Below are 13598 nucleotides of genomic sequence, written 5' to 3'. Positions count from 1 at the left end.
TGTTGTTGCAAGGGTGAATTTGAAATGTTATACTACTACTTAGATTTAAGTAGGAGGCAATTTACAAATGAACAAAAAAGAACTTATTGACATCGTTTCACAAAAGAAAGATTTAACGAAAAAAGATGCTGAAGCGTTAGTGGATACAGTTTTCGATACAATGATTGAAAGTATTTTAGAAGGAGATAAAGTTTTAATCTCAGGATTTGGAACTTTCAAAGTCAATAGTCGAAAAGAACGTAAAGGTGTAAGTCCAAAAACAAAAGAAATGATGATCATTCCAGCAAGTAAAACTGTTTCATTTAAACCAAGTAATAGATTAAAAGATGCAATGAATTAAAATTGCATCTTTTCTTTATATTCTGTTCATAATTGTTGTATAATATAAATATATGAGGTGATGAAAGATGATGCCATTTTTTTATGGTTTTTATGGAAATTCTTATTATTTGTTTGGAACAATACTTGTATTGATTGCGGCTGTGCTAGCAATTTGGGCACAAATGAAAGTTCAATCAACATATTCACGCTATAAAAAGATTCCTAACAGTAAAGGAATTACAGGTGCACAGATTGCAAGAGAGATTTTAGATAGTGAAGGACTTTATGATATTCAGATTTTTGAAGTCAAAGGAAATTTAAGTGATCATTATAATCCTGGTAAAAAGACTATCAATTTGTCTACAGATATCTATCAAGGAACATCTATTGCAGCTTTAGCAGTAGCGGCCCATGAATGTGGTCATGCAATTCAGTATAAAGAAAAATATGTACCAATAACGCTTAGAAATGCTATTCTACCAATTGCCAATGTTGGTCAATATTTAGGATGGATTGCTATTTTTATTGGACTCGCTTTGAGTAATACGAATCTGGCTTGGATTGGATTTGCTGCAATGTGTGGAATTTTAGCGTTTCAAGTTGTCACTTTACCTGTAGAGTTTAATGCTTCAAGTCGTGCATTAACGATTTTAAGAACGCGTTATTTAAGTGATGGTGAGTATGGTGGAGCCAAAAGCATGTTGTCAGCAGCAGCAATGACTTATGTTGCAGCTATGATTTCTACATTAATGAGTATGCTTAGAATTTTCCTGGTTATTTTAGGAAGTTCAAGGAGAGATTAAAGACCGTAAGGTCTTTTCATTTTCACTTTTCATTTGGGAGTGATTGTTATATAATAGAAACACTGGAGGTGCATTTAATGAAGAAACATTTATTTAGATTATCGGTTATTGTTTTAGTTATAGTTTTGGCTGTTGTTTCTTTCTATATGTTATATGTCCATGTACCTTATTATAATTATCATCATGGTTTAGATGAAATTAGAAATGAAATTTGTGAAAAAAACAATTATGAATATTTAGATTATTTTAATGAGTATCATGGTAAAGAAACATATTATATATTAAAAGTTAAAATAAATGATATGGAAGCGTATGTTGCTTATAATCAAAAACAGGAACTTGTTGATACTTATCAGGGGGATATTGCGTCACAAGATGTTGTAAAGCAGGCGATTGCAACAAGATATAAGGAACAAAAGGTACAAATGAATGAATTAGATGTTGCTTATGAAAATAATAAGTTTGTTTATTATGGAAAATATCAAACAAAAGACACTTTGTGGTATGTATATTATGGTTTAAATGATGGTGAATTTGTAAAAATGGTGAAGCTTGGAGATTGATTGTATGGATGAATTATTAAATAGTCAATGTATTGATTTTAGGAAATTATTAATATTGAAAGCAAAATCATTGAAAATAACAGATCAGGAGTGTTTTTTACTTTTAGTTATTATGACAATGAATGATATTGGAATGAAGCCTATTACACCTTCTCAAATTGGTCAACTTTGTTCTTTATCGTTGCAACAAATTGATAAAACGTTAATTTCACTTGTTGATAAGCATTTTATAGCAAGAAAAAGAGGGACGTTGGATTTATTACCAATTCAAAAAATGCTTTTGAATCAAAGTGTTGAAGAAGAAAAGGATGTTGATTTGCTCTCGATTTTTGAAAATGCATTTGGAAGAAGCTTAAATCAAATGGAACTGGAGATTATTAATACTTTTAAAAGATCGGGTTATGATGATCAGATGATTTTAGATGCTTTAAATGAATCAGTGAAAGCAGGAGTTATTAATTTTAGATATATAGAAAAGATTCTTGATAACTGGTCTAGATATGGTGTAAAAAAACGTTATGCACCAAGTACTCCAACTGTTAGACAAGATGTAGATCAAAATATAAAGGATTATAAATGGTGGGCGGAAGATGAATAAAGAAAAAGTAACACGTATATTAAATGAATTTGATCGTATGTTTCCAGATGCTGCATGTGAACTTGTCCATGATAATGAATTGGAATTACTTATTGCAGTTATGTTATCAGCTCAAACAACAGATGCAAGTGTTAATAAATTAACAAAAACTTTATTTCAAAAATATCATACAGTAGAGGATTATGCTCATGCACCAATAGAACAATTAGAAAATGATTTGCGTAGCATTGGTTTGTATCGTAATAAGGCGAAAAATGTCAAAGCAATGGCACAGCAATTGATTGTGGAATTTGGTGGGCAAGTTCCATGTGACCATGATGCATTACAAACATTGCCTGGGGTTGGCCGTAAAACGGCAAATGTAGTTGTTTCAGAAGGATTTAAGGTTCCGGCTATTGCGGTTGATACTCATGTCGAACGTATCTCAAAAAGGCTAGGATTTGCTTTGAAAAAGGATTCTGTATTAACAGTAGAAAAGAAGTTGATGAAAGCTGTTCCTAAAGAACGTTGGATTAAAACTCATCATCAAATGATATTTTTTGGCAGGTATCATTGTAAATCAATGAATCCAATGTGTCAGGATTGCCATTTGATAGATATTTGTAAAGAACCCAAAAGAAAAAAATTTATAATTAATGAGTCAGCTTAGTCTGACTTTTTTTGACAGATAATTTATCATAATAGTGCAATACAATTAAAAAACTCATAGAAATGACTATCTTAATATGTAAGAAATCTAACAATTAACAGACAGTCATTACTATGAATCATTAAATTGGAGAAGGTAAATAATTAGATAATTTATATTTAATGAAGAATCAACCTAGAAAATGTTTCAATTATTTTGCAAAATCATAGATAGAAAAAAGAACATCAACAGTGATGTTCTTTCTTCTTTTATGCAGCTGGCGTTGTAGCTTCCGGTGTTGTAAACTCATAAGGAGCTAATGTGTTTGTCTGTCCAGCACTTGTTGTTTCTGTCATTGTAATTGTATATTTTGTGGCAGGTGTCAAAGAACTGAAAGTAACTTGACCAGAAGTCGATATTGTTTTTGCTTCACCGCCATTAATAGAAAGACTTACGCTATTACCTGTAGGAATATTCATTTGTAATACAAGTGTAGTTGATGTTAGACTTACTTGTGAATAGGTTGTTCCAATAGTATTTCCCTCAACCGTTACAGTTTGGGTTAATTTATTTGAAGTTCCACTACTGCTTTCAAATGCATAGTATCCTGTAACTGTATAGGTATTACCAGGTGTAGGTGTAAAGTTCAAAGTTGCTGTATTTGTACTCAGTTTTTGACTATGAACAATTTTTCCTGTTGCATCTGCAACTTCAGCAACATAAACAACTTTTCCATAAATTTGATTGATATCACCTAAGTATGGAACTGTATACTTTCCAAATTTTTTCGTTGGTGTTGCATCCTGAGTCATTGAGACAGGATCGTATTCCGCAAAATTAACATTGATTTTTCCTTCAACAAGAGATGCGGTAAAACTTGCTAATTCTTTTAATGAAGCACCACTTGCAGAACCACTTGGTGTATTTGATTTTTTAAACCATCCAGAGACAACACGGTCACTTGGAACACCATCACCTGGAGCTACATATGGATAAATACCAGAGATACATGATGCTTTGACAACCCCAGAAGGTTTTGAAGGATAAGAATTCTTCAATCCACCTTTATGAACAGTTTTAGCAATAATGGCAGCAATTTTATTTGCGTCTGAATTGCTTTTTAAAACTTGAGGATTTTTACTATCATAACCTGTCCAGACACTCCATGCATAATCTGGTGAAAATGCTGCCATCCAACCATCTCTATTTTCACCAGCAAGTTTTTTGTTTGACAAATCATTCGGGAAGTTAGAAGTACCAGACTTTGCCCCAATGTTATAACCAAGGTTTAATGCGTTATACATTGCACTTCCACCTTCTTTAACATAACTTGTCATGATATCACGAATCATAAACGCTGATTCTGCTGAGAGTGCTTTTTGTTTTTTGGAATTATAATCTGCTTCTAAATCAATGACTTCACCAGTAGATAATAATTCAATTTTTGTAACTGCATGAGGAGGAATATATGTTCCGCCATTAGCAATGGCGGCGTATGCGGCTGCTTCTTCTTCGGTTGAAACACCAGTACTCCATCCACCAATTGCATATTGTGGACCTAATTTTTCTTCGTACATATCAAAGCCAAAACCTTCAAGATAACTTTTCATTTTGGCATCACCAATACCATTGCCAACGCTATTGCCATAAGCATCTTTCCCAGTAATCACTTCCTGATAAGTCTGGATGGCTGCCAAGTTCCAAGAATTTTTTAAAGCATCTTTAATAGAAAGATCCCCATGAATTTTACCATCATGGTTACCAGGAGCATACTTGCCAGCAATATAAGGAACATCATGAACATAATGAGCAGTTGAATAGTTTAAGAATTCAAATGCAGCAGCATAGGCGATAATTGGTTTTAAAGATGAACCAGGTTGATTTCGTTGACCATATCGTAAATTAGGATCGCTTTTGGCTTTTTCTTTATCGGCTGCGTAAGCATAACTCGTTCCCATTGGGGTATAATCACGGTCTGAAAGAACTCCTACAATGCGGCCAGTTGATGCTTCTAAAACAGTCGCACCTGCTTTAATATTTTTATCTTGATATGTATAATCAATACCGTTTGAAATGTCGTCTAGTTTTTCCTGTAATTCAGTATTGATAGATGTTGTGATTTTCATTGGCGTATCATTTGGATCATAGCCAGTTCTTTCATAAACTTCACGAACGACCTTATCAGCATAAGCTTGATATTTACCGCCAGATGAAATAGGATTATATTTTAATGTATTTTCAACTGGTATAGCTTTTGTTGATTCACATTCTTCAGCTGTAATATATCCATGAAGTTCCATTAAATCTAAAATAATATCTCTACGTTTTTGAGCTTTGTCTAAATTTTTAAATGGATCAAAACTATTTGGGGAATTTAATGTTCCAGCTAATAAAGCGGCTTCTGGTAATGTTAAATTTTGCACTGATTTATCAAAATAGTATCTTGATGCAGCATAAATACCAATGGCTTTATTCCCATATCCAAAATAAATTTTATTCAGATATAATTCTAAAATTTCCTCTTTTGTTGTTTGTGAAGTTGCCTCAATTGCAAGAATGATTTCTCCTGCTTTTCTTTCAATTGTCTGTTCTTCTTTTGGATAATAAGATTTTTTAATTACCTGCTGAGTAATTGTTGAACCTCCACCAGTAATACCACCTGCGACAATATTTCCTAATAAAGCTTTGACAATACGTGGTAAATCAAATCCGTTGTGTTCGAAGAATCGTGAATCTTCTGCTGCGACAACAGCATCGATCATAACTTGGGGAATGTCATCATAAGAAACGTTTTTTCTGACTCCACCTTGACCAAGTGAAAAATACTGATTGTCATTTTCATCTACAAGAAATGATGATTCTTCATTTAATAATTTTTCTTTTGAAAAACCTTCAACCTGTTTAAAAATTCCAAATCCTAAGTAAATAGTTGCTGATGTGACAAGCAAAGCAACTACCACGAGACATGTGATAATAATCTTTTTTCTTTGTTTCTTTTGTTTTTGAATTTGTTGAGGAGACTTTGCTGGTCTCTTTTTCAATTTCAGTTTTTTCATCATTCGTCCTCCTTAAAATACACCTCATCTATGACATTGAGATAATCAAGTCGGGGTTGATACCCTTGAGGAATGATATGCCCCAAAGATTTGATTCTGTCATAGGTCATTGACTTTCTATGAGAATGATAATAATCGCAAATCACATGACTTGCATCAATTAAGTATACCTCATTTAGGCTTGTAAATGCAATAATAATAAAAGCAATTCCACCATGATTGATGATTCTTTGCAAATGATCAATTTGATGTTGAGAGATATTTCCAAATGGAAATGTCTTTGCTTTTGTTTCTTTTGCTTCAAAGTCAACATATTTCTCACGGTAGAGACCATTATAATCAGTTGTAGAAGGTGTTTTGTAATAGGCTTCAACAATTTTAGCTGATTCTCTACGAGGATAGTCAACTTTAACAATCTGAACGGGAGTTGGCTTTTTGTAAATAACTGCCCGATTGTGAATGAGATAATATTCGTTAGATAAAGAAATATCCTCTTCTAGTGACATCCCACGATGTGCAGTATAATGCTTCTGGGAAGTTGAATTGATTGTTAAAATAGGATTTTTCTTCATATTTGGATAGTTAACCATAACTTCTTCCTTTCATTCATTATCTCTTATATTATAACATATATTTTTCACATCTTGTCTAAATTGTGTATAGAATTTGTGTAATTTTACTTTTTTTTAAAAATAACTTGCATTTACAAAGTATTTTTGTGAAAATATGAGGGAGGTAGGTGGATGTATAATGGCTAACAAGATTCAATTAAGTCCTAAAAAAATATTAAACAAACAATTTCAAATAGATTTCAAGGGTTATAGTGCAACAGAAGTTGATTATTTTTTAGATTCTATAGTTGAAGATTATGAAACGTTTGCAAGTATGCTAAATGACTCTTACGATCAAATTGAAAATCTTCAAAAAGAAAATGAAGCATTAAAGATGAAACTTTCTCATTTGGAAAAGGAACGTTTGTTACAACAAGATAACATTCGTGCAATGGAGGAAAACCTTTCTTCAAATGTGGATTTATTAAAAAGAATATCAAGTTTGGAAAAAGAAGTTTATCAAGGCAAGGAATAACCTTGTCTTTTTGTTTGCATTTTTTTGAAAATATAGTACAATAAGTATGCTCATGAGAACCAATTGCTACAACAGTAGAGGAAAGTCCGGGCATCCACAATCTGCGATGATTGTAGTGTTTGTACTGCGTCTAATAAATGCAGGTAGCTTTTTGCTAACGACAGATGGAAGACCTAAACCTTCTGGCAAGGTTGTGAAATCATAAAGTGCCACAGAAACAAATGCGTTTTGAAAAGAACGAATGAAAAGAGGTAAACTCTGCAAGGATGAAACCCAAATTTTGGTAGGGGAATCTAGTTTTGAAGAATTGAATTCAAGACAGAATGCATTATGCATAGATAAATAATTGGTTGAAAAACAGAACTCGGCTTATCAGAATGAGCATATTTTGTCGATGAAAATCGGCTTTTTTTGTTAAAAAAATGTGATGATTGAAAAAAATATTTAAAAAATTCATAACAAGGACATAAATTCATAAAATAATAGTGTTGGTGTTGTAAAAATAGACAATTTATGATTTAATAATATTATTATTGGGTTTATTGCGTATTGATTATACAGGAGGTGCTTTTATGGAAAATATAGGTGCAGATATTCGTCGTCAAAGAGAAGCAAAACATTTAACAATAGAAGAACTTTCTCAAAGGACGAAGATTTCTGTTGCAGTTTTACATGATATTGAAGATGGAAAATTTGATCGTTATAAAGGCGATGAAGCTTATGTTAAAATGTATTTGAAAAAAATATCAAATGTCTTAAGTTTAGATGCTGATATGATGACTCAACAATATATAGATTTAACACAAGAAATTCAAATGGCAGAGATGCAGGATAAAGAAGAATATGAACATAAACACAATGAGGAAGTTGTTAAAAAAGGAAAGAAGTTTTCTTTTGAAGCACCACAACTGACAAGAAAGCCATCCGTTTATGAAGATAAATCACATGTGACAATTGTGAGGGCAGCAATTATTCTGGTTTTGGTATGCTTGGTTATTGTTGTGATTTGGTATGGCTTCTATTCTACACGTTCACAAAGCAAGGATCCATCATTTCAGCCACAGAATCCACCAACAGTTGAAGGTGATGTTAATACTGATCCAAATGATGATAATAACACCAACCTTGGTCAAAATAATACGCCAACAAATACCAATGTTGAAATTACCAGAAATGATCGTTTGGACTTTCGTTTTAAACTTCCATCTGGAACAGACAAGTTTACATTTAAAATAGAGTTTGGAAACAAATCATGGGCACAATTAAGTGTAAATGGGACTCAATACGATGGTTTTGATTCTCGTATTTATGGTCCTAATGCTGATGGTACACCTGAAACAGTTGAACTTGAATTTACTGTTGCTGATTTTGAAAATTTAACATTGAAAAATGGATATAGTGCGGGACATCACTATTATATTAATGGACAAGAAATTCCATTGACTGAAGATGATGTTTCATATAGTGTCTCAACTTTAAAATTAACATTAGAGAAGGAATAAGATGAATTTACCTAATAAATTAACAACTGTACGTTTGGTTAGTGTCCCATTGTTTGTCATTATTTATTTAATACCTTATCAATCGTTAGGCATATCAATGCCTACTTTTGATATTTTATCAACACAATTATCATTATTAGATATTATTTTGTTTGTTATCTTTGGATTATCGGCATTGACTGATTATCTAGATGGTTATTTGGCAAGAAAGAACAATCTTGTGACAACATTTGGAAAGTTTATTGATCCAATTGCTGATAAGTTAATTGTAAATACAGCATTATTGTTATTAGCATCATCAAATCATATCACGATAGTGATTCCAATTATTATGATTGCAAGAGATACAATTGTTGATGCTATTCGTCTGGTGGCGAGTCAAAAGAATGTGGTTTTGGCTGCCAGTCTACTTGGAAAAGCAAAGACGATGACTCAAATGCTTGCTATTGCAATTTTATTGTTAAATAATGTTATCTTTAGTGCCATTGGTATTCCAATGGACCAGATCATGATTTGGTTAGCCACAATGATATCTGTTATTAGTGGTATCGATTACTTTATGAAGAATCGTCAATATATTATGGAGAGTATGTAAAATGGATGAATTGGCTGAAATATTAATTGAAAGAGATATTTCGATAAGTAGTGTAGAGAGTTTTACAGTTGGTGGATTTGCTAACAGGATTGGTAGTATCAGTGGTATTTCAGCTGTATATCGTGGCAGTTTGGTAAGTTATCAAACGCGAATTAAGCGTGATGTCTTGCATATAGATGAGAAAATCATTGAAAAGTTTGGTGTTGTTTCAAAAGAAATTGCTGGCTTAATGGCAATTCATGGACAAAGAATGTTTGAAAGTGATTTGTGTATTTCTTTTACTGGAAATGCTGGACCTACTGCAATGGAAGGAAAACCGGTTGGCTTGATTTATATCGGTATTGCCTACGCAGGGGAGATTCATACCTTTTGTTTTGAACTTGCTGGAACAAGAGATGATATTAAAAAACAGGCTATTTTGTTAGGAATTGAAAAAATATTAAATATTTTAAAGAAAAACTGAATATAAAAAGTGAATATAGAAGTAAGGAGGTCATTTCTTATGGCAGAAAAAACAAAGGCAAAAAAGGCAGAAGCCGTTGATGGAAAGAAAGAAAAAGCATTGGCTGATGCAATTACACAGATTGAAAAACAATTTGGAAAAGGTTCAGTTATGAAACTAGGAGATCGTGTTGCTGTTGATATTGATGTGATTCCAACAGGATCATTAACTTTGGATGCAGCATTAGGTATTGGTGGTTATCCTAAAGGACGTATTATTGAAATTTATGGTCCTGAATCAAGTGGGAAAACAACTTTGACATTACATGCTATTGCTGAAGTTCAAAAACAAGGTGGGCGTGCAGCATTTATTGATGCTGAACATGCAATTGACCCTGTTTATGCAAAAAATTTAGGAGTAAATGTTGATGAGTTGATTTTATCTCAACCTGATAGTGGTGAACAAGGTTTGGCTATTGCTGAAACTTTAGTAAAGAGTGATGCTATCGATTTGGTTGTTGTCGATTCAGTTGCAGCGTTGGTTCCACAAGTGGAATTAGATGGTGAAATGAGTGATAATTCAGTAGGGCTTCAGGCACGTTTGATGTCAAAAGCAATGCGTCGTTTATCTGGACTTATGAACAAGACATCTTGCACAATTATTTTTATCAATCAGTTACGTGAAAAGATTGGTGTTATGTATGGAAATCCTGAAACAACAACTGGTGGACGTGCTTTGAAATTTTATTCATCAGTGCGTATTGAAATTAGAAAAAGTGAAGCTATTAAAAATGGTTCAGAAGTTGTTGGAAATAAAGTCAATGTGAAGGTTGTCAAAAATAAGGTTGCGCCACCATTTAGAAATACAAGTTTTGATATCGTTTATGGTAAAGGTATTGCTAGAGATGGTGAAGTGATTGATTTGGCAGTTGATAATGATATTATTGATAAGTCTGGTGCTTGGTATGCATATCAAGGTGAAAAGATTGGTCAAGGTCGTGAAAATGTAAAGATTTTCTTAGCTGAACATCCTGAAATCATGACAGAAATTGAAAATAAGGTGAAGGATGTTTTATTTCCTCATGAAGAAACAAAATAATACAGAAAAATGAAATAATGGAATGGCTTTTGGAAGCCATTCCATTATTTTGATATTTTATTGTCATTTTCACAAAAATACGGTATAATAGATTTGTGTGTGAAACGCACTATAAGAAATTTATCATAGGAAATAGGAGGAATATTATGCCAAGATTGGATGACCCTCTCACTATTTTAACCTATGTTCTAGCAGTTGCAATTGGATTTTTATTGTATTTTGCATTGACAAAAATTAAAGTGTCAAAAGCAAATGTAGATGCAACAAAGATTGTTGAAGAAGCAACTGCCAAAGCTGATAATATAGTAAAGGAAGCAATTCTTGATGCAAAAACACAGGCTTACGAATATAAGCTTGATGCTGAAAAGGATATCAAGGAGCAACGCTTAGAAGTTACTAAATTTGAAAATAAACTATTGCAAAGGGAGCAAAACATCGATCGTAGAGATATTGCTTTACAAGGGAAAGAAGATGTTTTGGATGATAAAGCTAGGCAATTAGAAAAGAAAAGTGAAGAACTAGGTAAATTGGAGGCTCAATTAAAGGAACAAATTGATGCGAAAATTGTGGAATTAGAAAAAATTGCTGCAATGAGCGCCAATGAAGCAAAGGAAGAATTGTTTAAATTAGTAGAACAGAAAATGTCTAAAGAAGTGACTGCTTTTATCAAGGAGCAAGAAGATGAGGCAAAATCAAAAGCTTCTCTTTATGCGAAGGATATCATAGCAGCTGCAATTAATCGTTATTCACAGGAAGAAACAATTGAGCGAACTGTTAATGTGGTAGCTCTACCAAGTGAAGAGATGAAAGGACGTATTATTGGACGTGAAGGTCGTAATATAAAAGCGATTGAAAATGCAACAGGTGTTGAGCTGATTATTGATGATACACCAGAAGCGATTACAATTTCTTGCTTTGATCCAGTCAGAAGAGAGATTGCTCGTCTGTCATTAGAAACTTTAATTCGTGATGGAAGAATTCAACCAGGTCGTATTGAAGAAGTTGTTCAAAAAACGAAAAACGAGCTAAATGAAGTGATTCAAAAAACAGGAGAAGATGCTATTTTTGAATTAGGTTTATCTCGTGTGAATAAAGAAATTGTGATGATGCTTGGAAAATTAAAATATCGTACAAGTTATGGTCAAAATGGTCTTCAGCATTCATTGGAAGTTGCTCATTTTGCTGGTATGATGGCAGCAGAACTTGGATTAAACCAGCAACTTGCTCGTCGAGCAGGATTATTGCATGATTTAGGAAAAGCAGTTGACCATGAAATGGAAGGTAGCCATGTAGAACTCGGTGCTAAATTCGCTAAGAAATATGGTGAAAATGCTACGGTTATTAATGCTATTGAATCTCATCATGGGGATGTTGAACCAACAAGTGTTATTTCTATTCTTGTTGCAGCTGCTGATACATTATCTGCAGCTAGACCAGGAAGTCGTAGTGAAACTATTGAAAATTATATTCAAAGACTTGAGAAATTAGAAGAAATTTCAAAGAGTTTTCAAGGTGTTGATAAAGTCTTTGCAATTCAAGCAGGACGTGAAGTCCGTGTTGTTGTAAAACCTGATAAGGTTGATGATTTGGCAAGTCACAAATTGGCAAGAGAAATCAGGGATAAGATTGAAAATGAATTAACTTATCCTGGGCATATTAAAGTGACTGTTATTCGAGAAATTCGTGCGAATGAAATTGCTAAATAAAAGATAGGTTTTTAAACCTATCTTTTTTTAAAGGAAGGAAGATATAAATGAATATTCTTTTTATAGGAGATGTGTTTTCTTCGATTGGTAGAGAAATGATTGATATGTATTTACCGAAAGTAAAAGAAAAATATCAAGTTGATATGGTTATTGCGAATGTTGAAAATGCAACACATGGAAAAGGACTTATGAAAAAACATTATGAAGAGTTTTTGTTTCAAGGTATTTCTTTGATGACAATGGGAAATCATACTTTTTCAAAAAAAGAATTGCTTGATTATATAGATGAAGCTGATCGTTTGATTGTTCCCTATAATCAACCAAGAGCATTGCCTGGGGTAGGAAGTCGTGAGATTTCTATTAAAGGTAAGCGCGTGAGAGTGACTAATTTATTAGGATTAACATTTATGGATGGGAAATCGCAAAATCCATTTGAGGCTATTGATGACATCTTAAAAGATGATCAAAGTGATATTCATATTGTTGATTTTCATGCTGAGGCTACAAGTGAAAAAATAGCGATGGGATATTATTTAGATGGTCAGGTTTCGGCAGTTCTAGGTACACATACACATGTCCCAACAGCTGATGAAAAGATTTTAGATAAGGGAACAGCTTATCAAAGTGATGTAGGAATGACTGGCCCATATGTCAGTGTGATTGGCTGTGATAAAGAGACAATTATCAAGCGTATGAAAACAGGGTTGATGACACCTTTTCAACCTGCTGAAGGTGAAGGTCAGTTTTTAGCGACATTACTTTGTTTTGACCAGGAAAATCAATGTGAAAAAATAGAGAGAATTTGTATTGACCCATATCATTTTCTATAATCATAATTTATCCTCTTTGCTCATATATTAAGGCAAGGAGGAATTTTTATGGAAATGATTAGAGTATCTTCATCGTCAAAACCTAGCAAGGTAGCAGGGGCTTTAACAAGTCTACTACGAGAACACAAAAGTGTTCAAATACAAGTAATTGGAGCGGCATCGTTGAATCAGGCAATGAAAGCTATTGCAATTGCTAGAGGTTATATTGCTCCAGGTGGCTATGAAATATATTGTATTCCATCATTCTATGATTTAACTATTGATGATCAGGTTATTACATCTTTACGATTAAATGTAGAAATGCATTAAAAGGACTTTCTTTTTTGTGCAAAAATGGGTATAATATATATCGAGAAATACAAGGAGGAAA

At 32.9% G+C, this 13598-nt stretch carries 15 protein-coding genes and 1 other RNA gene; 14 read left to right on the top strand and 2 right to left on the bottom strand.

Annotation, left to right across the window (positions count from 1 at the left end; all coding sequences use genetic code 11):
* Positions 1 to 67: 67 nt before the first annotated feature.
* The 5 genes from AC5M21_RS00080 (at position 68) to nth (ending at position 2934) form a co-directional block, all read left to right on the top strand.
* On the top strand, positions 68 to 340 hold the full coding sequence (locus AC5M21_RS00080) for an HU family DNA-binding protein (protein ID WP_008788829.1): 273 nt from the start codon (positions 68 to 70) through the stop codon (positions 338 to 340).
* Between the two features lie 67 nt (positions 341 to 407).
* A complete protein-coding gene (locus tag AC5M21_RS00075) occupies positions 408 to 1124 on the top strand; it encodes a zinc metallopeptidase (RefSeq protein WP_008788830.1) in 717 nt (238 codons plus the stop codon).
* Positions 1125 to 1201: 77 nt separating this feature from the next.
* Positions 1202 to 1687, top strand: a complete 486-nt coding sequence (locus tag AC5M21_RS00070; protein ID WP_008788831.1) for a hypothetical protein — start codon at positions 1202 to 1204, stop codon at positions 1685 to 1687.
* Between the two features lie 4 nt (positions 1688 to 1691).
* Complete coding sequence (locus AC5M21_RS00065; RefSeq protein ID WP_008788832.1) at positions 1692 to 2285, top strand: DnaD domain-containing protein; 594 nt, start codon at positions 1692 to 1694, stop codon at positions 2283 to 2285.
* A complete protein-coding gene (gene nth, locus AC5M21_RS00060) occupies positions 2278 to 2934 on the top strand; it encodes an endonuclease III (protein ID WP_008788833.1) in 657 nt (218 codons plus the stop codon). The genes AC5M21_RS00065 and nth overlap by 8 nt, the downstream gene beginning before the upstream one ends.
* A 248-nt stretch (positions 2935 to 3182) precedes the next feature.
* Here nth and AC5M21_RS00055 read toward each other — a convergent pair whose 3' ends face one another.
* Together AC5M21_RS00055 and recU are read right to left on the bottom strand one after the other, a co-directional pair.
* Positions 3183 to 5969 carry a transglycosylase domain-containing protein gene (locus AC5M21_RS00055; protein ID WP_302280884.1) on the bottom strand — a complete coding sequence of 929 codons (2787 nt, stop codon included), beginning with the start codon at positions 5967 to 5969 and terminating at the stop codon, positions 3183 to 3185.
* Complete coding sequence (gene recU, locus AC5M21_RS00050) at positions 5969 to 6559, bottom strand: Holliday junction resolvase RecU (protein WP_302280885.1); 591 nt, start codon at positions 6557 to 6559, stop codon at positions 5969 to 5971. The genes AC5M21_RS00055 and recU overlap by 1 nt, the downstream gene beginning before the upstream one ends.
* A gap of 160 nt (positions 6560 to 6719) precedes the next feature.
* Between recU and AC5M21_RS00045 the strand changes: the two genes are divergently transcribed.
* From AC5M21_RS00045 to AC5M21_RS00005, 9 genes are all read left to right on the top strand, one after another.
* On the top strand, positions 6720 to 7055 hold the full coding sequence (locus AC5M21_RS00045; RefSeq protein WP_008788836.1) for a DivIVA domain-containing protein: 336 nt from the start codon (positions 6720 to 6722) through the stop codon (positions 7053 to 7055).
* Positions 7056 to 7105: 50 nt separating this feature from the next.
* An RNA gene (rnpB, locus tag AC5M21_RS00040) (RNase P RNA component class B) lies at positions 7106 to 7430 on the top strand.
* A 197-nt stretch (positions 7431 to 7627) separates the two neighbouring features.
* A complete protein-coding gene (locus AC5M21_RS00035) occupies positions 7628 to 8557 on the top strand; it encodes a helix-turn-helix domain-containing protein (RefSeq protein ID WP_117599077.1) in 930 nt (309 codons plus the stop codon).
* Position 8558: 1 nt separating this feature from the next.
* A complete protein-coding gene (gene pgsA, locus AC5M21_RS00030) occupies positions 8559 to 9152 on the top strand; it encodes a CDP-diacylglycerol--glycerol-3-phosphate 3-phosphatidyltransferase (RefSeq protein ID WP_008788838.1) in 594 nt (197 codons plus the stop codon).
* 1 nt (position 9153) lies between these two features.
* The gene (locus AC5M21_RS00025) at positions 9154 to 9615 is read left to right on the top strand and encodes a CinA family protein (RefSeq protein ID WP_008788839.1); all 462 of its coding nucleotides are present in this window, start codon (positions 9154 to 9156) and stop codon (positions 9613 to 9615) included.
* A 39-nt stretch (positions 9616 to 9654) separates the two neighbouring features.
* A complete protein-coding gene (gene recA / locus AC5M21_RS00020) occupies positions 9655 to 10692 on the top strand; it encodes a recombinase RecA (protein ID WP_008788840.1) in 1038 nt (345 codons plus the stop codon).
* 146 nt (positions 10693 to 10838) lie between these two features.
* Complete coding sequence (gene rny / locus AC5M21_RS00015) at positions 10839 to 12398, top strand: ribonuclease Y (RefSeq protein WP_008788841.1); 1560 nt, start codon at positions 10839 to 10841, stop codon at positions 12396 to 12398.
* 47 nt (positions 12399 to 12445) lie between these two features.
* Positions 12446 to 13228 carry a TIGR00282 family metallophosphoesterase gene (locus tag AC5M21_RS00010; RefSeq protein ID WP_008788842.1) on the top strand — a complete coding sequence of 261 codons (783 nt, stop codon included), beginning with the start codon at positions 12446 to 12448 and terminating at the stop codon, positions 13226 to 13228.
* 48 nt (positions 13229 to 13276) lie between these two features.
* Positions 13277 to 13537 carry a stage V sporulation protein S gene (locus tag AC5M21_RS00005; RefSeq protein WP_008788843.1) on the top strand — a complete coding sequence of 87 codons (261 nt, stop codon included), beginning with the start codon at positions 13277 to 13279 and terminating at the stop codon, positions 13535 to 13537.
* Positions 13538 to 13598 lie beyond the last annotated feature (61 nt).

Source organism: Coprobacillus sp., from assembly GCF_984815275.1.
The sequence above is the reverse complement of the archived record's forward strand: the minus strand, read 5'-3'. Positions and strand labels throughout refer to the sequence as shown.

Coding starts and splice junctions, on each gene's coding strand:
- AC5M21_RS00080 (WP_008788829.1), top strand. CDS start 68: ATGAACAAAAAAGAACTTATTGACATCGTTTCACAAAAGAAAGATTTA.
- AC5M21_RS00075 (WP_008788830.1), top strand. CDS start 408: ATGATGCCATTTTTTTATGGTTTTTATGGAAATTCTTATTATTTGTTT.
- AC5M21_RS00070 (WP_008788831.1), top strand. CDS start 1,202: ATGAAGAAACATTTATTTAGATTATCGGTTATTGTTTTAGTTATAGTT.
- AC5M21_RS00065 (WP_008788832.1), top strand. CDS start 1,692: ATGGATGAATTATTAAATAGTCAATGTATTGATTTTAGGAAATTATTA.
- nth (WP_008788833.1), top strand. CDS start 2,278: ATGAATAAAGAAAAAGTAACACGTATATTAAATGAATTTGATCGTATG.
- AC5M21_RS00055 (WP_302280884.1), bottom strand. CDS start 5,969: ATGAAAAAACTGAAATTGAAAAAGAGACCAGCAAAGTCTCCTCAACAA.
- recU (WP_302280885.1), bottom strand. CDS start 6,559: ATGGTTAACTATCCAAATATGAAGAAAAATCCTATTTTAACAATCAAT.
- AC5M21_RS00045 (WP_008788836.1), top strand. CDS start 6,720: ATGGCTAACAAGATTCAATTAAGTCCTAAAAAAATATTAAACAAACAA.
- AC5M21_RS00035 (WP_117599077.1), top strand. CDS start 7,628: ATGGAAAATATAGGTGCAGATATTCGTCGTCAAAGAGAAGCAAAACAT.
- pgsA (WP_008788838.1), top strand. CDS start 8,559: ATGAATTTACCTAATAAATTAACAACTGTACGTTTGGTTAGTGTCCCA.
- AC5M21_RS00025 (WP_008788839.1), top strand. CDS start 9,154: ATGGATGAATTGGCTGAAATATTAATTGAAAGAGATATTTCGATAAGT.
- recA (WP_008788840.1), top strand. CDS start 9,655: ATGGCAGAAAAAACAAAGGCAAAAAAGGCAGAAGCCGTTGATGGAAAG.
- rny (WP_008788841.1), top strand. CDS start 10,839: ATGCCAAGATTGGATGACCCTCTCACTATTTTAACCTATGTTCTAGCA.
- AC5M21_RS00010 (WP_008788842.1), top strand. CDS start 12,446: ATGAATATTCTTTTTATAGGAGATGTGTTTTCTTCGATTGGTAGAGAA.
- AC5M21_RS00005 (WP_008788843.1), top strand. CDS start 13,277: ATGGAAATGATTAGAGTATCTTCATCGTCAAAACCTAGCAAGGTAGCA.